The sequence below is a fragment of the Mycobacterium sp. WUMAC-067 genome (assembly GCF_020217485.1).
Lineage (GTDB): Bacteria > Actinomycetota > Actinomycetes > Mycobacteriales > Mycobacteriaceae > Mycobacterium.
The window spans coordinates 88,099-112,284 of record NZ_JAEKMI010000003.1 but is presented as its reverse complement, the minus strand read 5'-3'; the positions used below and the strand labels follow the sequence as shown (position 1 = coordinate 112,284).

Below are 24,186 nucleotides of genomic sequence, written 5' to 3'. Positions count from 1 at the left end.
GAATACAACCATGGCGTCGGCTCCAGTAGTTCCCCCCGCCCCGGACGGGTTGACCAGCAACGACTTCCCGGTGCTGTGGCCCGTCGGGACGCGGTGGGCCGACAACGACATGTTCGGCCACCTCAACAACGCCGTCTACTACCAGTTGTTCGACACCGCGATCAACGCCTGGATCAACACCAGCACCGGGCTGGACCCGATCACCACACCGGCGCTGGGCATCGTCGCCGAGTCGGGCTGCCGCTACTTCGCCGAACTGCATTTCCCCCAGAACCTCGCGGTGGGTCTGGCCGTGACCCGGCTGGGCCGCAGCAGCGTCACCTACCGGCTGGGCGTGTTCGAGACGGGGGAAGGTGAAACGCGGCCGATCACCGCGCTGGGACACTGGGTGCACGTCTACGTCGACCGCGTCACCCGCAAGTCCGTCCCGATTCCCGACCCCATCCGGACCCTGCTGTCGACGGCCAGCCTCGGCGAATCGGCCTAGCCCCCGGCCCAGATACCGCCCTGCGCTGGGGTTTTCGCTCACCCCGATATGCTGCGCGCATGCCAGTGTTGAGCAAGACCGTCGAAATCGGTGCCGACGCCGCGTTGATCATGAAGATCGTCGGCGACTTCGAGGCCTACCCGCAGTGGAACGAGGAGATCAAGGGTCTCTGGGTGCTGGCCCGCTATGACGACGGGCGGCCCAGCCAGCTGCGGCTCGACACCGATTACCAAGGCATGCAGAGCATGTTCATCCAGGCCGTGTACTACCCGGGGGAGAACCAGATCCAGACCGTCCTGCAGCAGGGCGACCTGTTCACCAAGCAGGAGCAGCTGTTCTCCGTGGTGGCGATGGGCGCCTCCAGCCTGCTGACCGTGGACCTCGACGTCGAGACGTCGATGCCGGTCCCGGCGCCGATGGTCAAGCAACTGCTCAACAACGTCCTCGACCACCTCGCCGAGAGCCTCAAGCAGCGCGCCGAGCAGCTGGCCGCGACCTAGCGTCAGAAGATTCCCGTGCGGTCGCGCATCTCGGTCAGCCGGGCCGCCGCGTCGGTGAACTGCCACACGGTGTGCTCGATCACCGCGGCGGTGTCACGGTGGCGCAGCGCGGCGATCAGCTTCCGGTGGTTGTCGACGGCGGCCTTGCCCCAGTGCGGATCGGCGGCGTACACCAGCACCGGCATGTAGCGGGCGGCGTTGAGCAGGAACCACGCCAGCTTGATGCGGCCGCTGGCCTGGTTGAAGACCCGGTGAAACGCGAACTCGATCCCCGCGATGGTCTCGGCGTCGCCGGACCCGACCGCCGCGGCGAGCGAATCGTTGATGCGATCCAGCTCGTCGATCTCGGCGTCGGTGATGTGGTCGGTGGCCGCGGCCGCCAGCTCCTTGGCGATCGAGGCCTGCAGCCAGAAGATGTCCTCGATGTCTTGGCGGGTGAGTGGCAGCACGACGTGACCGCGGTGCGGCTCCAGCTGCACCATGCCCTCACCGCGCAACTTCAGCAGGGCTTCCCGCACCGGGGTGACGCTGACGCCGAGCTGGGCCGCGGTCTCGTCCAGGCGGATGAACGTCCCCGGCCGCAGCGCGCCGGACATGATCGACGCCCGTAGATGGCCCGCGACCTCGTCGGACAGCTGAGCCCGCCGCAGCGGCCGCCGGCTCCTCGGCTGCATGGACATCGGTGCGTTCACGGGGTCTGCCAGGACTTTCAGTGACGTGGCGGGACGGGGTTCGAGTTGTAAATGCGGCTTGTCGAGGACTTGTCAGTGGACCGTCAAAGCCATAGTGTGACCCACACAACACTATGTTTTATCAAATATCAACCTGGCGCAAGCGGTGCGCGAGTGAAGGGAAGTGTGGAGTTTGACCGCGCAATTGGCAGACCATCTGACACAGCAGCCGTACCTGTCCCGGCGGCAGAACTGGGTCAATCAACTGGAGCGGCACGCGCTGATGCAGCCGGAGGCGACGGCGCTGCGGTTCCTGGGCAAGACCCTGACGTGGGGCGAACTGCGCGGCCGGGTGGCCGCGCTGGCCGACGCGCTGAGCCGCCGGGGTGTCGGCTTCGGCGACCGGGTCATGATCCTGATGCTCAACCGCACCGAGTTCGTCGAGTCGGTGCTGGCCATCAACATGCTCGGTGCCATCGCCGTGCCGCTGAACTTCCGCCTGACCGCGGCCGAAATCGCTTTCCTGGTCGAGGATTGCGAAGCGCGCGTGATCATCACCGAATCGGTGCTCGCCCCGGTGGCCACCGGCGTGCGCGACATCGAGTCGCTGCTCGGCACCATCGTGGTTGCGGGCGGCGCGACCGACGACAACGTGCTGGGTTACGAAGACCTCGTCAACGAGACCGGGGAGTCGCACCAACCCGTCGACATCCCGAACGACTCGCCGGCGCTGATCATGTACACCTCGGGCACCACCGGCCGCCCCAAGGGCGCCGTGCTCACCCACACCAACCTGACCGGCCAGACGATGACCGGGTTGTACACCAACGGCGCCGACATCAACAGCGATGTCGGGTTCATCGGGGTGCCCTTCTTCCACATCGCCGGCATCGGCAACATGCTGACCGGGGTGCTGCTCGGCATCCCCACGGTCATCTACCCGCTCGGCGCGTTCGAGCCCGGGCAACTCCTCGACGTGCTTGCCGCAGAAAAGGTCACCGGGATTTTTCTGGTCCCCGCGCAGTGGCAGGCGGTCTGCGCCGAGCAAAAGGCGCGCCCGCGCGACCTGAAACTGCGGGTGATCTCGTGGGGCGCCGCGCCGGCGCCCGACGCCCTGCTGCGCGAGATGTCGGCGACGTTCCCCGGCGCCCAGATCCTGGCCGCGTTCGGCCAGACGGAGATGTCGCCGGTCACCTGCATGCTGCTCGGCGAGGACGCCATCCGTAAGCGCGGCTCGGTGGGCAAGGTGATCCCGACGGTGGCCGCCCGGGTCGTCGACGAGAACATGAACGACGTGCCCATCGGCGAGGTCGGTGAAATCGTTTATCGCGCACCAACTTTGATGAGCGGCTACTGGAACAACCCGGAGGCGACGGCGGAGGCGTTCGCCGGCGGCTGGTTCCACTCCGGCGACCTGGTCCGGATGGATTCCGACGGCTACGTGTGGGTGGTCGACCGCAAGAAGGACATGATCATCTCCGGCGGCGAGAACATCTACTGCGCCGAGGTGGAGAACGTCCTGGCCAGCCACCCCGCCATCGTCGAAGTCGCCGTCATCGGCCGCGCCCACGACAAATGGGGCGAGGTGCCGATCGCGGTCGCCGCGGTGGCGGGGGACAGGCTAGGGCTCGACGAGCTGGACGAGTTCCTGACCGAGCGGCTCGCGCGCTACAAGCACCCGAAGGCCCTCGAGATCGTCGACGCGCTACCGCGCAACCCAGCCGGCAAGGTGCTCAAAACTGAGCTACGGATCCGTTACGGAGCCGCAAAAATCGACTAAATCCATTCTAGGGCAAGAGGTTTTAGGACCAGAGAGGAAATGTGGCAGGAGCTGTAACGTTTGCCAGTCGTTGGCGAAGGGTTAATTGTGCAGATGCGGTTCACACGTGCTTGGCCATCGGGTACATTCCTGTGGTCTCCGTTACTACTTGCCAGTAGGGAGCCGATGGTCACAGACGTTGAGTCGGGGCGAGGAGGGGGCGTGCTATATGTTCCGCCGCGGCGTCGGACGGCGCGCGGTGACGGCCAGAGGGGGCAGCGGTGACTTCGACGTCGACTAGTCGACGGGGCCCCTACTTGGTCGGCTATGTGCGCGATCAACTGCAAACCCCGCTGGAGCTTGTCGGCGGGTTCTTCCGGATGTGCGTGCTCACCGGGAAAGCCCTGTTCCGCTGGCCCTTCCAGTGGCGCGAATTCATCCTGCAGTGCTGGTTCATCATGCGGGTGGCGTTCTTGCCGACCATCATGGTCTCGATCCCGCTGACCGTGCTGCTGATCTTCACCCTCAACGTCTTGCTGGCGCAGTTCGGCGCCGCCGACCTGTCCGGTGCCGGCGCGGCCATCGGCGCGGTCACCCAGCTCGGCCCGCTGACCACGGTGCTGGTGGTCGCCGGCGCCGGCTCGACCGCGATCTGCGCCGACCTGGGCGCGCGCACCATCCGCGAAGAGATCGACGCCATGGAGGTGCTCGGCATCGACCCGATCCACCGGCTGGTGGTGCCCCGGGTGATCGCCGCGACCCTGGTCGCCACCCTGCTCAACGGCCTGGTGATCACCGTCGGCCTGGTCGGCGGCTATCTGTTCGGCGTCTATTTGCAGAACGTGTCGGGCGGCGCGTACCTGGCCACCCTGACCACCATCACCGGCCTGCCGGAGGTCGTCATCGCGACGGTCAAGGCCGCGGTCTTCGGCCTGATCGCCGGACTGGTCGGCTGCTTCCGCGGGCTGACGGTGCGCGGCGGATCCAAGGGCCTGGGCACCGCCGTCAACGAGACCGTCGTGCTCTGCGTCGTCGCGCTCTACGCGGTCAACGTCGTGCTGACCACGATCGGCGTGCGATTCGGGACGGGGCACTGACATGTCAACGACCACCGTCTTTCGCTCCCGCTTCCCGCGGGCGGCAGAGAATCTCAACCGCTACGGCCTCGCCGCGGCGCGCGGGCTCGACGACATCGGCCAGATGGCGTGGTTCGGTGGGGTCGCCCTGGCGCACATCCCGCACGCGCTGCGCAACTACCGCAAGGAAACCCTGCGGCTGATCGCCCAGATCGGCATGGGCACCGGCGCGATGGCCGTCATCGGCGGCACCGTCGCCATCGTCGGCTTCGTGACCTTGTCCGGTAGCTCCCTGGTCGCGATCCAGGGGTTCGCCTCGTTGGGCAACATCGGCGTCGAGGCGTTCACCGGGTTCTTCGCCGCGCTGATCAACGTGCGCATCGCCGCGCCCGTCGTCACCGGCATCGCCATGGCGGCCACGGTCGGCGCCGGCGCGACGGCCGAGCTGGGCGCGATGCGCATCAGCGAGGAGATCGACGCGCTGGAAGTGATGGGCATCAAGTCGATTTCGTTCCTGGCGACCACCCGGATCATGGCCGGGCTGGTGGTGATCATCCCGCTCTACGCGCTGGCGATGATCATGTCGTTCCTGTCGCCGCAGATCACCACGACCGTGCTCTACGGACAATCCAACGGCACCTACGAGCACTACTTCCGGACGTTCCTGCGCCCCGACGACGTCTTCTGGTCGTTCTTGGAAGCCATCATCATCACCGCGGTCGTCATGATCACCCACTGCTTCTACGGCTACAACGCCGGCGGCGGGCCGGTCGGCGTGGGTGAGGCCGTCGGCCGATCGATGCGCTTCTCGCTGGTGTCGGTGCAGGTTGTCGTGTTGGCCGCCGCGTTGGCGCTCTATGGCGTCAACCCCAACTTCGCGCTCACGGTGTAACCGCCATGTCAGCGCCGATCCAGACCAACGCCCAGCGGACCCCGCCCTACAAGTGGGTCGGGTTGGCGGCGCTGGTGATCGCAGCGCTGGTCCTCGGGTTCGTCTACGGGCAGTTCCGCGGCGACTTCACCCCCAAGACCAACCTGACGATGCTGGCCGCCCGGGCCGGCCTGGTGATGGATCCGGGGTCGAAGGTCACCTACAACGGGGTGGAGATCGGCCGGGTCGGCAGCATCGCGGAGACCGTGCGCGACGGGAAGCCGGCGGCGAAGTTCACCCTGGAGGTCTATCCGCGGTACCTCAAGCTGATCCCGTCGAATGTGAATGCCGATATCAAGGCGACGACGGTCTTCGGGGGCAAGTACGTGTCGCTGACGACCCCGGCCAACCCGTCGCCGCAGAAGATCTCGTCGCACACCGTGCTCGACGCGCGTTCGGTGACCACCGAGATCAACACGCTGTTTCAGACGATCACCTCGATCGCGCAGAAGGTCGATCCGGTCAAGCTGAATTTGACGTTGAGCGCGGCGGCGCAGTCATTGGCCGGGCTGGGGGACAAGTTCGGCCAGTCGGTGGTGAACGCCAACGCGCTGCTCGACGATGTGAACCCGCGGATGCCGCAGGCGCGCAAGGATATTCAGCAGTTGGCGGCGTTGGGGGACACGTATGCGGACGCGTCGCCGGATCTGTTCGACTTCTTGAACAACGCGGTCGTCACCTCGCGCACATTCAACGCGCAGCAAAAGGATTTGGATCAGGCGTTGTTGTCGGCGGCCGGGTTCGGCAACACCGGGGCGGACCTGTTCACCAAGGGCGGACCGTACCTCGCCCGCGGCGCCGCCGATCTGGTGCCGACGGCCCAGCTGCTCGACACCTACAGCCCCGAGCTGTTCTGCACGCTTCGCAACTACCACGACATCGAGCCCAAGGCCGCCTCGTTCCTGGGCGGCAACGGCTACTCGCTCAACAGCCACACCCAGGCGCTGTCCGGGCTGGGGCTGATCGCCAACCCGCTCTCGTTGGTCGCCGTCGCCGCGCTGACGCTGGGACTCGGCGCCACGGCCGGTTTGGTCGGCGGCGCACCCAACCCCTACGTCTGGCCCGAGAACCTGCCGCGCGTGAACGCCCGCGGCGGCCCCGGCGGCGCCCCCGGTTGCTGGCAGCCGCTCACTCACGATCTGTGGCCCGCACCGGAGCTGGTCATGGACTCCGGCAACAGCCTCGCGCCGTACAACCACCTGGACACCGGATCGCCGTACGCGATCGAGTACGTCTGGGGCCGCCAGGTAGGGGATAACACGATCAACCCATGAAAATCTCCGGAACCATTACCAGGCTCAGCATCTTCTCGGTGGTGCTGTTGATCTTCACCGCGATGATCTTCGTGGTGTTCGGTCAGATGCGCTTCGACCGCACCAGCGGGTATTCGGCGGAGTTCGCCAACGTCAGCGGCCTGCGCGCGGGCCAGTTCGTCCGCGCCTCGGGCGTCGAGGTCGGCAAGGTCGACAAGGTGGAGCTGGTCGACGGCGGCAAGCGCGCCCGGGTGAAATTCAACGTCGACCGCTCCATCCCGCTGTACCAGTCGACGACCGCCCAGATCCGCTACCTCGACCTGATCGGGAACCGCTACCTGGAGATCAAGCGCGGTCAGGGCGAGGGCGCGGACAAGGTCCTGCCGCCCGGCGGGTTCATCCCCCTGTCGCGGACCACGCCGGCGCTCGACCTCGACGCCCTGATCGGCGGTTTCAAACCGCTGTTCCGGGCGCTCGACCCGCACAAGGTCAACACCATCGCGACCGCGCTGGTCACCGTGTTCCAGGGCCAGGGCGGCACCATCAACGACATCCTCGACCAAACCGCGCAGCTGACCAGCCAGCTCGGGGAGCGCGACCAGGCGATCGGCGACGTCATCAAGAACCTGAACATCGTCTTGGACACGACGGTCCGGCACCGGCAACAGTTCGACCAGACCGTCGACAAGCTTGAGGTGTTGATCACCGGCCTCAAGAACCACGGCGACCAGCTGGCGGGCGGGACCGCGCACATCAGCAACGCCGCCGGCACCGTCGCCGACCTGCTCGCCGAGGACCGTGGCCTGCTGCACAAGACCCTGAACTACCTCGACGCCGTCCAGCAGCCGCTGATCGACCAGCAAGACCAACTGCAGGACTACCTGAAGAAGGTGCCGGGCGCGTTGAACATGATCGGACGCGCCATCGGCTCCTACGGGGACTTCGTGAACTTCTACGCCTGCGACATCACCCTCAAGATCAACGGTCTGCAGGCCGGCGGCCCGGTCCGCACGGTCCGGTTGTTCCAGCAGCCGACGGGTAGGTGCACGCCGCAATGAGAACACTGGAACCCCCCAACAGGGTCCGCATCGGGCTGATGGGCATCGTCGTGACGGTGCTGGTGATCGGCGTCGGCCAAAGCTTCACCAGCGTCCCGATGCTGTTCGCCCGGCCCAGCTACTACGGCCAGTTCACCGACTCCGGCGGCATCAACACCGGCGACAAAGTCCGCATCGCCGGCCTGGACGTCGGCAAGGTGGAGGGCCTCAAGATCGACGGCGACCACATCCGGCTGAAGTTCTCCGTCGGCACCAACACCATCGGCACCGAGAGCCGGCTGGCGATCAAGACCGACACCATCCTGGGCAAGAAGATCCTCGACGTCGAGACCCGCGGAAACCAGTCGTTGCGCCCCGGCCAGTCCCTGCCGCTGGGCCAAAGCACCACGCCGTATCAGATCTACGACGCCTTCTTCGACGTCACCAAGGCCGCCCAGGGCTGGGACATCGACACCGTCAAGCAGTCGCTGCACGTGCTGTCGGAAACCATCGACCAGACCTACCCGCACCTGAGCCCGGCGCTCGACGGCGTGGCCAAGTTCTCCGAGACGATCGGCAAGCGCGACGAGCAGGTCAAGCATCTGCTCGCCCAGGCCAACCAGGTGGCCGGCGTCCTGGGTGATCGCAGCGACCAGGTCGACCGCGCGTTGGTCAACGCGAAAACCCTGCTGGCCGCCTTCAACGAGCGCGGCCGCGCCATCAACGCCCTGCTGGCCAACGTCGCGGCGTTCTCCGAACAGGTCAAGGGCCTGATCAACGACAACCCGAACCTGAACCACGTGCTCGAGCAGCTGCGCACGGTCAGCGACATCCTCGTGCAGCGCAAGGACGACCTGGCCAACGGGCTCACCGAGGTCGGTAAGTTCCTGCCGTCCCTGAACGAGGCCATCGCGTCGGGACCGTTCTTCAAGGTCGTCCTGCACAACCTGGCCCTCTACCAGATTTCCCAGCCGTGGGTCGATGCGGCGTTCAAGAAGCGCGGCATCGATCCGGAGGACTTCTGGCGCAGCGCCGGTCTGCCGGCCTACCGGTTCCCCGACCCCAACGGCACCCGGTTCCCCAACGGCGCGCCGCCGCCGGCGCCCCCGGTGCTCGAGGGAACGCCCGATCACCCGGGCCCGGCCGTCCCACCGGGATCGCCGTGCTCGTACACGCCGGCGGCCGACGGGCTGCCCCGGCCCGACAACCCGCTGCCCTGTGCGGGTGCGGTGTCCGGGCCGTTCGGTGGGCCGGGCTTCCCGGCTCCGGTCGACGTGATGACGTCGCCGCCGAACCCCGCCGGTCTGCCACCCACGCCGGGCATCAATATCGCGGGACGGCCGGGCGACCCGCCGCCGGACGTGCCGGGAACGCCCGTCCCGTTGCCGACGCAGGCGCCCCCAGGCGCGCGCACCGAGAACCTCGCGCCGGCCGGACCGGTGCCGCCGCCGTCGACGTTCGCGCCGGGACTGCCGCCGGGTCCCCCGGCACCGCCCGGGCCGGGCAACCAGTTGCCGGCACCGTTCATCAACCCCGGCGGAGCCGGAGGCAGTGGCGCAGCGGGGGGAGGTAGCCAGAATTGAGCACCATCTTTGACATCCGCAACATTCGGCTCCCGAAGCTGTCCCGGGCGTCCATCATCATCGGGTCCCTGGTGATCGTGCTCGCCCTCGTCGTCGGCTACGTCGGCTGGCGGCTGTACGAGAAGCTCACCAACAACACCGTGGTCGCCTACTTCCCGGCGGCCAACGCCCTGTACCCCGGGGACAAGGTCCAGATCATGGGCCTGCGGGTCGGCGCGATCGACAAGATCGAGCCCACCGGCGACAAGATGAAGGTCACGTTCCACTACGAGAACAAGTACCGGGTGCCGGCCAACGCGTCCGCGGTGATCCTCAACCCCACCCTGGTGGCCTCGCGCGCCATCCAGCTGGAGCCGCCGTACAAGGGTGGTCCGGTGCTGGCCGACAACGCGGTCATCCCCGAAGAGCGCACCCAGGTCCCGGTCGAATGGGACCAGCTGCGCAACAGCATCACCAACATCATCTCGAAACTGGGACCCACCCCCGAGCAGCCCAAGGGACCGTTCGGTGAGGTCATCGAGTCGTTCGCCAACGGGCTGGCCGGCAAGGGCAAGCAGTTCAACACCACGCTGAGCAACCTGTCGCAGGCGTTGACCGCCCTGAACGAGGGCCGCGGCGACTTCTTCGCGGTGGTGCGCAGCCTGGCGCTGTTCGTCAACGCGCTGCACCAAGACGACGCGCAGTTCGTCGCCCTCAACCAGAACCTGGCCGATTTCACCACCCGGCTCGCGCACAACGACACCGACCTGTCCAACGCGATCCAGCAGTTCGACAGCCTGCTCACCGAAGTGCGCCCGTGGCTCGACAAGAACGCCGGGGTGCTGACCTACGACGTCAACAACCTGGCGACCGTGACGAACACGCTGCTGCAACCGGACCCGCTGAACGGTTTGGAGACCGCGCTGCACGTGCTGCCGACGGCCGCGGCGAACATCAACCAGATCTATCACCCGTCGCACGGATCGGTGGTCGCCATCCCGTCGATCACCAACTTCGCGAACCCGATGCAGTTCATCTGCAGCGCGATCCAGGCCGGCAGCCGGCTGGGTTATCAGGAGTCGGCCGAACTGTGCGCGCAATACCTGGCGCCGATCCTCGACGCGATCAAGTTCAACTACCCGCCCTTCGGCCTGAACCTGTTCAGCACGGCCGAGACGCTGCCCAAACAGGTGGCCTACTCCGAGCCGCGGCTGCAGCCGCCCAACGGATACAAGGACACGACCGTCCCGGGCATCTGGGTGCCGGACACCCCGACCTCGCACCGCAACACCCAGCCCGGCTGGATCGTCGCCCCGGGCATGCAGGGCCAGCAGGTCGGGCCCATCACCGCGGGCCTGATGACCCCGGAGTCGCTGGAAGAGCTGATGGGTGGCCCCAACATCGAACCCGTCCAATCGAACCTGCAGACCCCGCCGGGTCCGCCGAACGCCTACGACGAAAATCCGATCGCGCCAGTGATCGGCCAAAACCCGCCGCAGGTTCCGATACCGCCGCCACCTCCCGGGCCGGGCGTCGCCCCGGGCCCCGTGGCGCCGACACCGGCACCGGTGGCCGCCCCCGCACCGAACGCGGGCGGCCCGGCGTCGCCGGCTGACTTCGGAGGTGGCCAGTGAGGGCTGCGACGAACCGTCTGCCAGTGATTGGGCAGCGGATCCGCCACCGGGGATGGCAGACCCTGGTGCTGCTGGTGGCCGCGATGGTGCTGAGCTCGTGCGGCTGGAAGGGCATCTCCAACGTCTCGATTCCGGGCGGCCCCGGCAGCGGGGCGGGATCCATGACCATCTATGTGCAGGTGCCCGACACCCTGGCGATCAACGGCAACAGCAAGGTGATGGTGGCCGACGTGTTCGTCGGCTCGATCAAGGCCATCAACCTGAAGAACTGGGTGGCCACCCTGACGCTGGGCCTGGACAAGCACACCAAGCTGCCCAAGAACGCCACCGCCAAGATCGGCCAGACCTCGCTGCTGGGTTCGCAGCACGTCGAGCTCGCCTCGCCGCCGAACCCGTCGCCCGAACTGCTCAAGGACGGCGACACCATCCCGCTGAAGAACTCGTCGTCGTATCCCACCACCGAGCAGACGCTGGCCAGCCTGTCGCTGATCCTGCGCGGCGGCGGCATCCCCAACCTGGAGGTGCTGCAGAACGAGATCTACAACATCTTCAACGGCCGCGGCGAGGCGATCCGGGCCCTGCTCGGCAAGCTGGACACCTTCACCACCCAGCTCAACGCGCAGCGCGACGACATCACCCACGCCATCGACTCCACCAACCGGCTGCTGACCTACGTCGGCGGGCGGGCGGACGTCCTGGACCGGGTGCTCACCGACATCCCGCCGCTGATCAAGCACTTCTCCGACACCCAAAACCTGCTGATCAACGCCGTCGATTCGGTGGGACGGCTCAGCCAGGCCGCCGACCAGTACCTGTCGGAGGCGCGGGGGCCGCTGCACACCGACCTGCAGGCGCTGCAATGCCCGCTCAAGGAGCTGGGCAAGGCCTCGCCGTACCTGATCGGCGCGCTGAAGCTGATCCTCACCCAGCCGTTCGACATCGACACGGTGCCGAAGATCTTCCGCGGCGACTACATCAACATCTCGCTGACGCTGGATCTGACCTACAGCGCCGTCGACAACGCGTTCCTGACCGGGACCGGATTGTCGGGAGCCCTGCGGGCACTCGAGCAGTCGTTCGGGCGTGACCCCGAGACGATGATCCCCGACGTGCGTTACACGCCGAACCCGAACGACGCGCCGGGCGGACCTCTGGTGGAAAGGGGGGACAGGAATTGCTGACTCCCTTCATCCGACGCCAGCTGATCGCCTTCGGGATCCTGACCGTCATCTCGCTGCTCGTGCTCGGGGTGTACTACCTGCAGATCCCGAGCCTGATGGGCATCGGCCGCTACACGCTCAAGGCCGACCTGCCCGCGTCGGGCGGGCTGTATCCGACGGCCAATGTCACCTACCGCGGCATCACCATCGGCAAGGTCACCGACGTCGAGCCGACCGAGCACGGCGCCCAGGCGACCATGAGCATAGACAGCCACTACAAGATCCCGATCGACGCGACCGCCAACGTGCACTCGGTCTCGGCCGTCGGTGAGCAATACCTGGACCTCACCTCGACCGGAAACCCCGGCAAGTACCTGTCGTCGGGGCAGACCATCACCAAGGGCACGGTGCCCGCCGAGATCGGGCCGGCGCTGGACACGGCGAACCGCGGCCTGTCGGTGCTGCCCAAGGAGAAGATCGGGCAACTGCTCGACGAGACCGCGCAATCCGTCGGCGGGCTGGGGCCCGCCCTGCAGCGCTTGGTCGACTCCACCCAGGCGATCGTCGGCGACTTCAAAACCCAGATCACCGACGTCAACGACATCATCGAGAACTCCGGCCCGGTGCTGGACAGCCAGGTCAAATCGCGCGACAACATCGAGCGCTGGGCACGCAACCTGAACAGGTTGGGCGCCCAGTCCGCGCAGCAGGACCAGCACCTGAAAAGCCTGCTGCGCCAGGCCGCGCCGACGGCCGATCAGGTCAACGAGGTCTTCAGCGGCGTGCGGGATTCGCTGCCGCAGACGCTGGCCAATCTCGAGGTCGTCATCGACCTGCTCAAGCGCTACCACACCGGCGTCGAGCAGGTCCTGGTGTTCCTTCCGCAGGGCGCGTCGATCGCCCAGACCGTGGCCGCGCCGTTCCCGAACATGGCCGCGCTCGACCTGGCGCTGTCGATCAACCAGCCGCCGCCGTGCCTGACCGGCTTCATCCCGGCCTCGGAGTGGCGGTCCCCGGCGGACACCAGCATCCAGCCGCTGCCGACGGGCACCTACTGCAAGATCCCGATGGAGACCCCGGCCAACAGCGTGCGCGGGTCGCGCAACATCCCCTGCACCGACATCCCGGGCAAACGGGCGGCGACCCCGCGCGAATGCCGCGACCCCAAACCGTACGTCCCGGCGGGCACCAACCCCTGGTACGGCGACCCCAACCAGACCCTGACCTGCCCGGCGCCGTCCGCGCGCTGTGACCAGCCCGTCAAGCCCGGCATGGTGATCCCGGCGCCCTCGATCAACAACGGGCTGAACCCCGCGCCCTCGGACCGGGTGGCGGGAACGCCCCCGCCGACCAGCGATCCATTGTCGCGGCCGGGGTCGGGTACGGTGCAGTGCAACGGCCAGCAACCCAACCCCTGTGTCTACACCCCCGGTGGGCCTCCCACGGCGGTCTACAGTCCCCAAAGCGGTGAACTGGTGGGGCCAGACGGGGTTAAATACTCCGTCGAGAACTCGAGCCGAACAGGAGACGATGGATGGAAGGAGATGCTGGCACCAGCCGGCTGAACCCCATCGACACGGACGACGATTCGTTGAGCCCCGAAGACAAGGACGAGGATTCGACGGCACCCGAGAGCGGAGCCGAGCAAGCCGATCCGCAGGGTGACACCGAGGATCCGGTGGAATCCGGGGAACCCAGTGCGCCCGGTGCGGCCGTGCCGCGCGGCCCGTCGCGGGTGGGGCGTGGGTGGCTGGCCGCCATCGCCGTGGTGCTGGTGCTGTGCGCCGGTGCGATCGGTGCGGGGGGTTACCTTGCGCTGCGTTATCACCACGACAGCCAGGTGATCGCCCGCAACGATGCCACCGCGCTCAAGGCGGCGGTGGAATGCGTCACGGCGACGCAGGCGCCGGACACCAACGCGATGACCGCGGCTGAGCAGAAGATCATCGACTGTGGCACAGACGCTTTCCGCACGCAGGCGCTGCTGTACACCACCATGCTCATCCAGGCGTACCAGGCCGCGAACATCCACGTCCAGGTGTCGGATGTGCGCGCGGCGGTCGAACGCAACAACCCCGACGGTTCGATCGACATCCTCGTCGCGCTTCGCGTCAAGGTGGCCAGCGATCAGAATCAGAACGAGGCCGGCTACCGCCTGCGGGTGAAGATGGCCTTCGCCGAGGGGCAATACAAGATCTCCAAACTCGACCAGGTGACGAAGTGACGGTGGTGGTCGAACAGACTGCACCCACGGACGTCCCCGAGCCACCGCGGGAAGCCTTGGCGCCCTGGCATTCTCGCGTCGGCGCCTTCGCTGTCGACGTGCTGCCCGGCGTGGCGGCGGTGGCGACGCTGGTGTTGGTGTCGTTCACGGTGCCGGCGCGCGGCGTGTGGTGGTGGACATGTGTTTCCGTGCTCGCGGCCGTCGTGTTGCTGGTTCTGGTCAACCGTCTCCTGCTGCCGACCATCACCGGGTGGAGCCTGGGCCGCGCCGTGGCCGGCATCGCCGTGACGCGTCGCGGCGGTGCGGCCCCGGGTCCGTGGACGCTGCTGCTTCGTGACGTCGCCCACCTGCTCGACACCGCATCGGTGGTGGGATGGCTGTGGCCGCTGTGGGATTCGCGCCGCCGCACGTTCGCCGACATGGTGGCCCGCACCGAGGTGCGCCGCCTGCACCCGGACCGGACGCCGCCCGACATCCGGCGCTGGGCCGCGGCCGCGGTGTTGGGCGCGACGGTGGTATGCCTGGGCGGTGCCGCGACGAGCTACGGCGTGGTGTACGCCCAGGAGCGGGCGAGCGATCAAACCCGCGCCCAGATCGCCACGCAGGGGCCAAAAATCGTGGCCCAGATGCTGACCTATGACCCCAAGTCGCTGCAGGACGACTTCACCCGGGCGCAGTCGCTGGCCACCGACAAATACCGCGGCCAGCTGGCGGCCCAGCAGGACCTGGTGCGCAAGGGCACCCCGGTCATCAACGAGTACTGGGTGACCAACAGTTCGATCGAATCGGCCGCCGCGAACCGCGCGACGATGCTGCTGTTCATGCAGGGTCGGCGCGGCGCGGCACCCGAGGTGCGCTACATCAGCGCAACCGTGCGGGTGAGCTTCGCCAAGGATGGCGGAAACGCTTGGCGCGTCGACGATCTCACCGTGCTGTCCAAGCCGAAACCGCCCGGGAACGGCAAATGAGCCCGCGCCGCAAGTTCGCGCCGGGTGAGCGTCCCTTGCTGGTCGAGCGCCCGGTGCCGCCCCAGCGAGGATGGTTGGTGCCGCTGGCCAGCACGGTCGCGGCGGTGCTGATGGTGGCGGCGATCGGTGTCTGCGCGCTGGTGTGGGTTTCGCACGAATCCCGGGTGCGCGCCGCGTCCCGGGACCGCGAGGTGCTCACCTACGTGACCGGCTTCATGACCCAGTTCACCTCCATCGATCCGTTTCACGCCAACGACTACGTGAACCGGGTACTCGCCCAGGCGACCGGCGATTTCGCCAAGCAGTACGAGAAGAACGCCAACGAGATCCTGCTCCAGGTCGCCCGGGCCGAACCGGCCACGGGCAGCGTGCTCGGTGCCGGCCTGGAGCGATGGAATGACGATGGCAGCGCCAATGTCATGGTGGCCACGGCCATCACCACGAAATCACCGGATGAGAAACAGGTATTGGAAAATGCCAATCGTTGGGCGGCAACCGCGACGCAGGAAGGTAACCAGTGGAAGATCAGCAACCTGCAGCAGGTGATCTGACTGCCGCGCAGGCCCCGGAGGCCCCCGACGACGAGGCGACCGAGGCGACCGTTGCGGCACCGGAGGACGCCGACGCCGAGGCCACCGAGGCCACCGAGGCCACCGACGAAGCCGCCGAGGCCACCGACACCCCGCCGGCCACCAAGCGCAAGCGACGGCTGGCGGGCAAGGCGTGGGCGATCGTCGCGCTGGTCACCGCCGTGCTGTTCGTCGGCTCCGCCGGATTCGCCGGCGCGATGGTGCAGCCGTACCTGGCCGACCGGGCCGTCGCCGAAACGAAACTCAACGTCGCGCGGACCGCGGCCAACGCGATCACCACCCTGTGGACCTACACCCCGGAAAACATGGACACCCTCGCCGACCGCGCATCCGCTTATCTCAGTGGTGATTTCGCGGCGCAGTACCGCAAATTCGTCGACGCCATCGTGGCGCCGAACAAGCAGGCCAAGATCACCAACCACACCGACGTCACCGGCGCGGCGGTCGAATCGCTCGATGACAGCAACGCCGTGGTGATCATCTACACCAACACGACGTCCACCAGCCCGCTGACCAAGAACGTGCCGTCGTTGAAATACCTGTCCTACCGGCTGTTCATGAAGCGATCGAAGAGCCACTGGCTGGTGACCAGGATGACGACGATCACCTCGCTGGATCTCACACCGAAAACGTAACGCTGCACCGGGCCGCACCGAAATAGACTGCACCCCATGGCGGTTACCTCACCGGTATCACCACGATCGACAGTGGCGGCGCTGCTGTTGCTGACGTTTGCGACGGGATTGGCCGACTCGATCAGTATCCTGGTGCTCGGCCACGTGTTCGTCGCCAACATGACCGGCAACGTGATCTTCCTCGGTTTCTGGCTGGCGCCGAGGACCAGCATCGACCTGACCGCCGTCGTGGTCGCCCTGCCGACGTTCGTGTGCACCACCGTGCTCAGCGGGCGGCTGGTCCGGCATTTCGGTGAACGGACGCGGACGTGGATCACCACGGTGCTGGCCACCGAAATCGTCCTGCTGGTGGCGTTGTCGATCCTGGCCGGCACGGGAGTGCTGCGCTACCAACGCAATTCGACGCTCATCATGATCGGCATCCTCGCCGTGACGTTCGGGTTGCAACACTCGAGCGCGCGCCAGTTCGGCATCCAGGAACTCTCCACCACCGTGCTGACGTCGACGATCGTCAGCCTCGGCCTGGACAGCCGGCTGGCCGGCGGTACGGGCGAGCGCCAACGGCTGCGCATCGGCGTCGTCGCCACCATGTGCGCCGGAGCGTTCGTCGGCGCGACGATGTCGAGGTTCACGGTTGCTCCGGTGTTCGTGCTGGCAGCGGCGGTGATCGCGGCGAGCCTGCTGATCTTCAGGTTCGGTCCCGCTGCAACGAAAAACGCTGCGGCGGTAGCTAGTTGAAGGCCATCCAGCTCGGCAGCGCCCGCTCGTGGGAGTCGCAGAGCACCTGTCGGGTGTCGCACGATCCCCTCGGTGAGCCGGCGCCGGCCCACATGCCGCCGGTGTCACGGCGCAGCACGATCGCCGAGGAGCCGCCGCCGTCGAGCAGCACCGCGTTGTCGCTGCCCAGCCCGCGGAACAGGTCCTGCATGTTGTCCGGGGTGTAGCTGCCGCCCTCGAAGATGTACATCTCGTCCTTTTGCCTCGCGTAGGCCAGCGCCGTTCGCGCCGCGCTGGGCCCGCCGTCGTTCAGCTGTCCGGTGTTGCCGGGCGCCAACAGCCCGATTCCCGACACCGCCACGAACCTCTCGTTCTTGCTGAGCAGGTCCTGGACGACGGGGGTGGCGGCGTCGTAGTCCTTTTTCGTCCTGGGCCACACCACATACGGCGCGCCGCCGGACGGCAGGATCATCGTCGTCAGCGCGCTCCAGTTCTCGCCGCCGCCGGACAGACCCTGCTTGCCGGGATAGGCGAGTGTGCCGGTGACGGCCTGGTTGGCGCGGCCCCGGCCATTGGTGTTGTCCACGAAGGCGCCCAACGGTGAACTGCAGCCGGTCTGGCGCCACGAGCCGGCCTTTTGCCCGCGCACGTCGAAGAAGTTGGCGTTGATCGCGATCGTCGGCTGGCCCATGCGTTGCCATGCCTGCAGCGGGGTGTAGAGCTCCGAGGCCTGCCACAGGCCCTCGCCGGTGCGGGCGCCCGGATTGTTTTCGCAGCGGGCCTGGTCGCCCTGGTGCGTGTCGACGAGCAGATGCGGTGAGAGCCGCCCGGCCGCGTTCTTGATGATCATCAGATGGCCGCCGTTGTTCATCTCATACCAGCTGCCGCCCGCGTTGAGCATCGGCGCGGGGTGACCGGCGCCGAAGTTGTAGACCAGGTAGGAACCGCGGGTGCTGCCGATCGCGTTGGCGAGCAGATCGCGGCCGTCAGCGGCTCGCGCCAGCGGCTGCCCGGAGGTGACCGCCAGCGTGAAGCAGGCGACGAGGGCGGTGCAGCACGCCGCCAGCCGGCGGAAGCTGGCGCGTCGGGTCAGCACGATAGCCCTTTCGGCCATGATCTGGATGCAACAGAGACATCATCAGCCTCATAAGTCACACTGTCAACAAAGATCACGGGCCGATGACGCTTGGGCCACGCGCGAATTACGTTTGCTCGCTGGAACTTTCGGGTTGGGGCGGGTCGGCTGGGTCGGCCGGCGTGGCTGAGTCGACGGCCGGCTCGGTGACGGCCGGCTCGGCAGCCGCCGGCCCCGCCGGCTTGCCGCGGCGGGCCTTGTGTTGAGCCTGGTGCTCCTGGGCGACCGCGAACGCGGCCGCACCCTGAATCCGGTGAAAGCCCTTGCGGTCGTACAGGTGCGTGACGATGCCGCCGAGCAGCAGCCCGATGACGAGGCCCACCGACGTCATGGTCAGCGCCTGGGACAGGCCCGCGTCCCCGCGGCCACCGAAGTACAGCAGCGACCGAGCGCCCAGGAAAACCTGGTGCATCGGCTCGAATTCGGCCAGCCAGCGGAAGAAGGACGGCGTCGCCTCCAGCGGCACCGTGGCTCCGGCCGACGGCAAGCCGAGGATCACGAAGATGAGCATGCTGACCAGCATCCCCGCCGTGCCGAGCACCGAGAGCAGGGAACTGGACGTGATGCCCACCGCGGCGATCGCGAACACGCCGAACGCCCAGAGTTGCCAACTGAGATCTATGGGCATGCCCAGCGCGTCGGCGATCCACAGGTACACCGCCGAGGTGAGCAGCCCGAGCAACACCATCATCGCCCACTTGAGCAGCAGCGTCTGGAATCTGGAGATCCTGACCTGCTCGGCGAACCGATACACCGGGCCGAATTCGGCCGGCACATAGCCGAGTAGCGCGTCCACCAGCGTGCTGACCACGATGCTGCCGGTGAATCCGGCCAGCAGTAGCAGCAGCGCGTAATAGAAGGCGGACAAACCGTTGCCGGTGCCGTTGGGCAGCGGGTTGTAGACAACCGACTGGATCTCGATGGGGGCGGCCAGCCCCACCTGGGCCGCGCCGGGAAGGGGCGCGCCGCCGGTCTGCGCGGCCACCTCCGCCATAACCCGTTGTCCCGCTATGCCGTTGGCCATGCCCATGGCCGTGCTGAGGGTTTGGCCGGCGATGCTCGCGCCCAGTGTGCCGGCCCGCGGGTTGGTGGAGACGGTGATCGACGGCCGTTCGGCGCGGGCGGGCACCACCGCGCTGGTCGCGAAGTCCCGCAGCCTGGACGAGAAGCTGGGCGGTATCACCACCGAGCCGTACACCAGGCCGGTGTCCAGTTGATCTTTAGCCTCGCCGCGGGAGAGCACCCGGACATCGAACTTGTTCTTGTCCAACCCATTGACCAGCCGGTCGGTAATCTGCGCGCCGCCGGGGCCCGCGTCCTCGTTCGCCACCGCGATGGGGAAATGGTGCAGGTTGGTGCTCGGGTTCAAGATGCCGCCGAGGTAGAGCGCGCACAGCGCCGACATCAGCGCCAACGTGATGACCAGGGGCGCCCCCCAGAATCGCACGGTGCGGATCGCCTTGATGTTTCGGTTGGGGTTGGGTGCCGCGTGCTGCGCGTGCGAGTGAGGCATGCCGACTCCTGTCTGTCGTGCCCACTCTATGGGCTGCGTCGCCGGCCCTCTATGGGCTCAGTCGCCCAGCTTCCCGTGCATCTCCCAGATCAGCAGTTCGGAGGGCTCGCTCGCCGCCGCGCGCCGGCCGTCGGCGTCGGCCAAACGCACGGCGTCGCCCACGCCCAACTCCCCGATCCCTTCGATGCTGACCCGGCCGCGGGCCAGGAAAAAATGCAGGTAAGGCGCCATTGGGAGGTGCACCGCCGCCCCGGCCCGCAGCCGGGCGGCGTGCAGCGCGGCGTTGCGGTTGTGCAGGGTGATCGCCGCGTCGTGGGCGCGCATGCCTGAGGCGATCGTCACAAGGTTGTCGTCCAACATTTTCGGGTCGATCTCGTGCTGTTGGTAGCTCGGGTCGATGCCGGATTCGTCGGGCACCACCCACATCTGCACGAAATGCACCGGCTCGCTGGCGGAGTCGTTGCGCTCGGAGTGCAGGATGCCGCTGCCGGCCGACATGCGTTGCGCCAGACCGGGATAGATGACTCCGCGGTTTCCGGTGGAGTCATGATGGGATAGTTCGCCCCGCAGCACCCAGGTCACGATTTCCATGTCCCGGTGCGGGTGTGTGTCGAATCCCGTTCCCGGGGCGACGATGTCGTCGTTGTTGACGAGCAGCAGCCCGTAATGGGTGTTGTCGGGATCGTAGTGGTCGCCGAAGGAGAACGAGTGCCGGGAGGTCAACCAGGGTGTGGTGGTGACGGCCCGATCGGCCGCACGCCGGATCTCCGCGGTGGCAGACATGACCCCAGCGTAATCCCGGTCGGGTCAGCCGACCGCGGCGGTGAGCAGCCCCTGGGCATGCCGGAGCGCGGCGTCGAGTTCGGGCAAAGTCAACCCGGTGGCGTGGCCGAGGTGAATCTCGATCTGATACTCCGGCTGGCCATCGGGGGCGAAGATCGGCAGTACGACGAATTCTGCAGTGGCCAAGTCTGTTTCGAGGATGTCGGTGACCGACTGCAGGGTCACCATCGTCATCAGCGTGGTGAGCTGACGGGTGACGTGCGCCGTCGGCTCCAGCGAGGCCAACAGCTCGGCCAGCCGACTGTGCAGCGACTGGTGGGTGTCGTCGAAGCGCCAGGCGCCATAGCCGCGGGCGCGGATATCGGCCAGTACCCGTTGGTGCTGCGCGATTTCGGCACGGGTGAGGCGGGGCGTCACGCGATGCAGCCAGGCCCGGATGAAATCGTCGTCGCGCCAGGCCATGGCGACCAGACCGAATGGCGGGTCGATGGGGAAGCGCTGCCCTACAGCGTGTTCGCCGTCGGTGCCGTGGCCGACCGTGTCGACGGTGGTCAGGTGCCGAGCGCCGATCTTCGACATGGAGCAGCCCGCGCCGAGCGTGTCGTGCAGGAAGCGCAGCGCGTCACGTCCGCGGTCCAGCAGGGGAAACTGCTCGCGCAGCCCGTGCACCAGCCCGAACAGCCCGCTGCCCAGGACGTAGCGCCGATCCCCGCGCCGCGCCACCCAGGCGCGCCGTTCCAACTCGGCCAGCACGAGGGCGCACGTCGAGGTGCTGATCGCGCACCTCTTCGCCAGCTCGGCCGATGTCAGTCCGTTCGGTGACTTCGCCAGGGCCGCAAGGACATCCATCACCCGCGCGGTGGGCGGCGATTTGGCGCGCGCTTCGCCGCGCGTCTCCGCCATTGACGTATCCACCGCCGCCTCCCTACGATCCGTCCAAAATGCAAGATTATACATCCTAATATTAGGAGATCGTCGTGCTGAAGGTGGGAGTGTGGGGACCCGGTTCCATGGGCGTGGTCGCCCTGCGGGGGGTGATCGACCATCCGGAGCTCCAACTGGTCGACGTCGTGGTGCACAGCGACGCCAAGGCCGGCCGCGATGCCGGGGAGCTGTGTGGCATCGCGCCCGTGGGCGTGGTGGCCACCCAGGATCCGGCGGACATGCTCGCCGGCGACGCCGACGCGGTGGTGTACGCCGCCGGCGCGAACCTACGGCCGCTGGAGGCGGTCGAGGACATGGTGTCGATCCTGCGGGCGGGAAAGAACGTGGTGTCGTGTTCGGTGGTGCCACTCGTCTTTCCCGACGCGGTCGACTCCGCGTTCACCGAGCCGCTGCGCCAGGCCGCGATCGACGGTGGGGTGTCGTTCTTCACCACCGGCATCGACTCCGGGTTCGCCAATGACGTTCTGCCGCTGGTGCTTACCGGTGTCTCCCGGGTGATCGAATCGGTGCGGGTGACGGAGATGTTCAACTACGCGACCTACCCGGACCGCTCCGCCGTGTACGAGATCCTCGGGTTCGGCCAACCGCCGGAGTATCCGGCGTTCGCGGCGACGCCCGGGGTGTTCACGTTCGGCTGGGGCCCCGTGTTGCACCAGCTCGCCGCCGGGCTGGGGGTCAAGATCGACAACATCGAGGAGGCCAACGAGCGGATCCCCGCCGACGAATCGTTCGACACGCCGACGGGGCACATCGCGGCCGGAACGATCGCGGCCATGCGCTCGACGCTGACCGGTTTCGTCGGCGGGAAACCGACTTTCGTCCTCGACCACGTGACGCGCATGCGCGACGACATCGCCCCGGACTGGCCCCAGCCGCACATCTGCATCCCGCCCAAGGACCTCGGTTACGGCATGGCGTCCGGTCGGGGGTTGTACCGCGTGGAGATCGAGGGTTCCCCGAGCATGCGGTGCGAATTCGAGATGGCCGAAGACCGCGACCACGACCTGGGGGCGCGCATCGCCGGCTCCTCGCGGATGGTCAATGCCATCCCCGCGGTGTGCGCGGCCCCGCCCGGGTTGCTCTGCGCGCTGGACCTGCCGCTGATCACCGGCGCCGGCCTGGTGCGTCCGGTGCCGGGCCCGCCGCCGGACAGCCGGCTGTTCTAGCCCGGCAATCGGGCCTCGCCTAAGACCGGTCGCCGGGATACGTCGCGGCGGCGAGTTCCAGGATCTCGGCGCGGTCTGCCGGCAGGATGAATCCAGAGCGGATCGCCGCGTCGAGCGCGGCGGTGAAGCGTTCCAGGTATTCCGTGCTTCCGCCGGGATAGAGCCGGCGCAGCGTAGTGGCGTCGAAAAGCTCGCCGGAGCCGAAAATCATCGACATGATGCTCTCGTCGCCGCCCAGGCCCGACGTCCGGGCGACCGGCACGTCCACCCAGGGGGTCCGAAGGCCGCCCCGGGTGAGGCCATTGCCGTCCAGAACCGGTTGTGGCCCTTCGGTTTCGCGAACCTCGAGGGGCTCGGCGCTGGGCGGCGGCCCGCCGCCGGCGACCCAGGTGTTGAGCGCGGCGAGCGCGGCCTGCACCACATAGTGGTGTTGCGGACCGAAGTTGATGCAGTGCGCCAACTGCTGGCCCATCAGCATGTTGGTCGGCGCGTAGGCGGCGGCGATGGCCTCGAGCGGCGCCGAGCCGCTGTCGATGAACGCGGCCTGGATGGTGTAGTTGTCGGCATGGGCGGCGCCGGCGATCTCCCAGACCCGCAGGTATTGGTTGTCGGGCTGCCGCGCGAAGTAGTAGCCCTGCCGGGCTCCGCCGAAGACGTCGGTTTCGGTGATGACCGTCAGCAGCGGGACGCGCAGTTCCGGCCGGAACCCAACCCCTTGCGGCTCCTCGGCTTCCGCGAAGATCGAGGTACCGTCGAGCGGGGCGGCCGGGCCGAAACGGGAATGGACAAGGAACCCGTCGTAGCTGCGGGCCAACGGGTCGATCGCATTGATGTAGGTCGTCAGGAACATCGCCGACTGCGATTCGCCCAGCGCAATGACGCGCCGCACGGGCAGATCCCGCACGAGCGCATGGCGTTCGGCGCTTTTGAGCAGGCAACCGATTTGCGAGAAGATGTCGTAGGAGAAGGCGTCGCCCGGGTGGTGCAGGGGCGCATACCGTTGCGGATCCTGGCTTTTCAGCGACATGTCGGCGCCGAGCAGGCTGTCGCCGCCCTCGACCCCCACCCGCTGAGCCGAGACCCCGACATAGGCGTAACCGGCGCGGACGATTTCGCGATGCGCCATCATCCATACCGCGGGAGCGTCGATGCCGCCGCTGACGTTGAGCCATTCGACCAGTACTGTTCCGTTAAACCGAGTCGGATCCGACGGGGTCAACACCACGATGCGCGTCGTGTAATCGGCTGAGCCCGAGGGTGTGACGTCCCAGCGGCCGTCCGGTCCCAGCTCGGTCACCGCGGTATAGGACGAGGCCGTCGCGGAAACGAAGAACTCCTCGACGCGATAGCCCACGTCGGCGAGGTCATAGGCGCTCAGCAGCAGCAGCGGCTTGCCGGGCGCGGCCGTGACCTGGGCGGTGGAACTCGTCATCGCAACCT

23 protein-coding genes are annotated in these 24,186 nt (G+C 67.4%); 17 read left to right on the top strand and 6 right to left on the bottom strand.

What is annotated here, in order from left to right; translation table 11 throughout:
• Positions 1–10 precede the first annotated feature (10 nt).
• Positions 11–487 (top strand): thioesterase family protein, encoded by a 477-nt coding sequence (locus JF781_RS03105; protein ID WP_225327203.1) that lies wholly within the window; start codon positions 11–13, stop codon positions 485–487.
• 59 nt (positions 488–546) lie between these two features.
• Positions 547–987, top strand: coding sequence for an SRPBCC family protein (locus tag JF781_RS03100; RefSeq protein ID WP_225327202.1), 441 nt, complete (start codon positions 547–549; stop codon positions 985–987).
• 2 nt (positions 988–989) lie between these two features.
• Here the strand turns inward: JF781_RS03100 and JF781_RS03095 are convergent, their stop codons facing one another.
• Entirely contained in the window at positions 990–1,667 is a 678-nt protein-coding gene (locus tag JF781_RS03095; RefSeq protein ID WP_225327308.1) for a GntR family transcriptional regulator, read from the bottom strand.
• A 184-nt stretch (positions 1,668–1,851) separates the two neighbouring features.
• Here JF781_RS03095 and fadD5 point away from each other — a divergent pair, with 184 nt between their 5' ends.
• From fadD5 to JF781_RS03025, 14 genes are all read left to right on the top strand, one after another.
• Positions 1,852–3,438, top strand: coding sequence for a fatty-acid--CoA ligase FadD5 (fadD5, locus tag JF781_RS03090; RefSeq protein ID WP_225327201.1), 1,587 nt, complete (start codon positions 1,852–1,854; stop codon positions 3,436–3,438).
• Positions 3,439–3,698: 260 nt separating this feature from the next.
• On the top strand, positions 3,699–4,514 hold the full coding sequence (locus tag JF781_RS03085; protein WP_225327200.1) for an ABC transporter permease: 816 nt from the start codon (positions 3,699–3,701) through the stop codon (positions 4,512–4,514).
• Between the two features lies 1 nt (position 4,515).
• Positions 4,516–5,385, top strand: coding sequence for an ABC transporter permease (locus JF781_RS03080; protein WP_064938742.1), 870 nt, complete (start codon positions 4,516–4,518; stop codon positions 5,383–5,385).
• Positions 5,386–5,390: 5 nt separating this feature from the next.
• On the top strand, positions 5,391–6,698 hold the full coding sequence (locus JF781_RS03075) for an MCE family protein (RefSeq protein ID WP_225327199.1): 1,308 nt from the start codon (positions 5,391–5,393) through the stop codon (positions 6,696–6,698).
• Positions 6,695–7,735 (top strand): virulence factor Mce family protein, encoded by a 1,041-nt coding sequence (locus JF781_RS03070; RefSeq protein ID WP_225327198.1) that lies wholly within the window; start codon positions 6,695–6,697, stop codon positions 7,733–7,735. Before JF781_RS03075 ends, JF781_RS03070 begins: the two co-directional genes overlap by 4 nt.
• Positions 7,732–9,297, top strand: a complete 1,566-nt coding sequence (locus tag JF781_RS03065) for a virulence factor Mce family protein (protein ID WP_225327197.1) — start codon at positions 7,732–7,734, stop codon at positions 9,295–9,297. The genes JF781_RS03070 and JF781_RS03065 overlap by 4 nt, the downstream gene beginning before the upstream one ends.
• Positions 9,294–10,910 carry a virulence factor Mce family protein gene (locus tag JF781_RS03060; protein ID WP_225327196.1) on the top strand — a complete coding sequence of 539 codons (1,617 nt, stop codon included), beginning with the start codon at positions 9,294–9,296 and terminating at the stop codon, positions 10,908–10,910. Before JF781_RS03065 ends, JF781_RS03060 begins: the two co-directional genes overlap by 4 nt.
• Positions 10,911–10,927: 17 nt before the next feature.
• Positions 10,928–12,091 carry a virulence factor Mce family protein gene (locus tag JF781_RS03055; RefSeq protein WP_255640915.1) on the top strand — a complete coding sequence of 388 codons (1,164 nt, stop codon included), beginning with the start codon at positions 10,928–10,930 and terminating at the stop codon, positions 12,089–12,091.
• The gene (locus tag JF781_RS03050) at positions 12,085–13,635 is read left to right on the top strand and encodes a virulence factor Mce family protein (protein ID WP_225327195.1); all 1,551 of its coding nucleotides are present in this window, start codon (positions 12,085–12,087) and stop codon (positions 13,633–13,635) included. The genes JF781_RS03055 and JF781_RS03050 overlap by 7 nt, the downstream gene beginning before the upstream one ends.
• On the top strand, positions 13,605–14,294 hold the full coding sequence (locus tag JF781_RS03045) for an Mce protein (RefSeq protein WP_225327194.1): 690 nt from the start codon (positions 13,605–13,607) through the stop codon (positions 14,292–14,294). The genes JF781_RS03050 and JF781_RS03045 overlap by 31 nt, the downstream gene beginning before the upstream one ends.
• On the top strand, positions 14,291–15,262 hold the full coding sequence (locus JF781_RS03040) for an RDD family protein (RefSeq protein ID WP_225327193.1): 972 nt from the start codon (positions 14,291–14,293) through the stop codon (positions 15,260–15,262). Before JF781_RS03045 ends, JF781_RS03040 begins: the two co-directional genes overlap by 4 nt.
• Positions 15,259–15,813 carry a mammalian cell entry protein gene (locus JF781_RS03035; RefSeq protein ID WP_225327192.1) on the top strand — a complete coding sequence of 185 codons (555 nt, stop codon included), beginning with the start codon at positions 15,259–15,261 and terminating at the stop codon, positions 15,811–15,813. Before JF781_RS03040 ends, JF781_RS03035 begins: the two co-directional genes overlap by 4 nt.
• Complete coding sequence (locus JF781_RS03030) at positions 15,780–16,487, top strand: mammalian cell entry protein (RefSeq protein WP_225327191.1); 708 nt, start codon at positions 15,780–15,782, stop codon at positions 16,485–16,487. The genes JF781_RS03035 and JF781_RS03030 overlap by 34 nt, the downstream gene beginning before the upstream one ends.
• Positions 16,488–16,559: 72 nt before the next feature.
• A complete protein-coding gene (locus tag JF781_RS03025; RefSeq protein WP_225327306.1) occupies positions 16,560–17,225 on the top strand; it encodes a YoaK family protein in 666 nt (221 codons plus the stop codon).
• Here JF781_RS03025 and JF781_RS03020 read toward each other — a convergent pair.
• The 4 genes from JF781_RS03020 to JF781_RS03005 form a co-directional block, all read right to left on the bottom strand.
• A complete protein-coding gene (locus JF781_RS03020) occupies positions 17,218–18,327 on the bottom strand; it encodes a phosphodiester glycosidase family protein (protein WP_225327305.1) in 1,110 nt (369 codons plus the stop codon). The genes JF781_RS03025 and JF781_RS03020 overlap by 8 nt on opposite strands.
• Before the next feature lie 79 nt (positions 18,328–18,406).
• Entirely contained in the window at positions 18,407–19,852 is a 1,446-nt protein-coding gene (locus JF781_RS03015; protein ID WP_225327190.1) for a YhgE/Pip domain-containing protein, read from the bottom strand.
• Positions 19,853–19,909: 57 nt separating this feature from the next.
• The gene (locus tag JF781_RS03010; protein WP_225327189.1) at positions 19,910–20,635 is read right to left on the bottom strand and encodes a pirin family protein; all 726 of its coding nucleotides are present in this window, start codon (positions 20,633–20,635) and stop codon (positions 19,910–19,912) included.
• A gap of 24 nt (positions 20,636–20,659) precedes the next feature.
• Positions 20,660–21,538: a MarR family transcriptional regulator gene (locus JF781_RS03005; RefSeq protein WP_225327188.1), complete on the bottom strand. Its 879-nt coding sequence runs from the start codon at positions 21,536–21,538 to the stop codon at positions 20,660–20,662.
• 74 nt (positions 21,539–21,612) lie between these two features.
• Between JF781_RS03005 and JF781_RS03000 the strand changes: the two genes are divergently transcribed.
• Positions 21,613–22,746, top strand: coding sequence for a dihydrodipicolinate reductase (locus JF781_RS03000; protein ID WP_225327187.1), 1,134 nt, complete (start codon positions 21,613–21,615; stop codon positions 22,744–22,746).
• Between the two features lie 19 nt (positions 22,747–22,765).
• Here JF781_RS03000 and JF781_RS02995 read toward each other — a convergent pair whose 3' ends face one another.
• The gene (locus JF781_RS02995) at positions 22,766–24,178 is read right to left on the bottom strand and encodes an alpha/beta hydrolase domain-containing protein (protein WP_225327186.1); all 1,413 of its coding nucleotides are present in this window, start codon (positions 24,176–24,178) and stop codon (positions 22,766–22,768) included.
• Between the last annotated feature and the right edge of the window lie 8 nt (positions 24,179–24,186).

Bases quoted from the DNA above. Each gene is read 5' to 3' on its own strand.
- JF781_RS03105 (WP_225327203.1), top strand. From the start codon at position 11: ATGGCGTCGGCTCCAGTAGTTCCCCCCGCCCCGGACGGGTTGACCAGC.
- JF781_RS03100 (WP_225327202.1), top strand. From the start codon at position 547: ATGCCAGTGTTGAGCAAGACCGTCGAAATCGGTGCCGACGCCGCGTTG.
- JF781_RS03095 (WP_225327308.1), bottom strand. From the start codon at position 1,667: ATGTCCATGCAGCCGAGGAGCCGGCGGCCGCTGCGGCGGGCTCAGCTG.
- JF781_RS03080 (WP_064938742.1), top strand. From the start codon at position 4,516: ATGTCAACGACCACCGTCTTTCGCTCCCGCTTCCCGCGGGCGGCAGAG.
- JF781_RS03075 (WP_225327199.1), top strand. From the start codon at position 5,391: ATGTCAGCGCCGATCCAGACCAACGCCCAGCGGACCCCGCCCTACAAG.
- JF781_RS03070 (WP_225327198.1), top strand. From the start codon at position 6,695: ATGAAAATCTCCGGAACCATTACCAGGCTCAGCATCTTCTCGGTGGTG.
- JF781_RS03065 (WP_225327197.1), top strand. From the start codon at position 7,732: ATGAGAACACTGGAACCCCCCAACAGGGTCCGCATCGGGCTGATGGGC.
- JF781_RS03045 (WP_225327194.1), top strand. From the start codon at position 13,605: ATGGAAGGAGATGCTGGCACCAGCCGGCTGAACCCCATCGACACGGAC.
- JF781_RS03035 (WP_225327192.1), top strand. From the start codon at position 15,259: ATGAGCCCGCGCCGCAAGTTCGCGCCGGGTGAGCGTCCCTTGCTGGTC.
- JF781_RS03015 (WP_225327190.1), bottom strand. From the start codon at position 19,852: ATGCCTCACTCGCACGCGCAGCACGCGGCACCCAACCCCAACCGAAAC.
- JF781_RS03010 (WP_225327189.1), bottom strand. From the start codon at position 20,635: ATGTCTGCCACCGCGGAGATCCGGCGTGCGGCCGATCGGGCCGTCACC.
- JF781_RS03005 (WP_225327188.1), bottom strand. From the start codon at position 21,538: ATGGCGGAGACGCGCGGCGAAGCGCGCGCCAAATCGCCGCCCACCGCG.
- JF781_RS02995 (WP_225327186.1), bottom strand. From the start codon at position 24,178: ATGACGAGTTCCACCGCCCAGGTCACGGCCGCGCCCGGCAAGCCGCTG.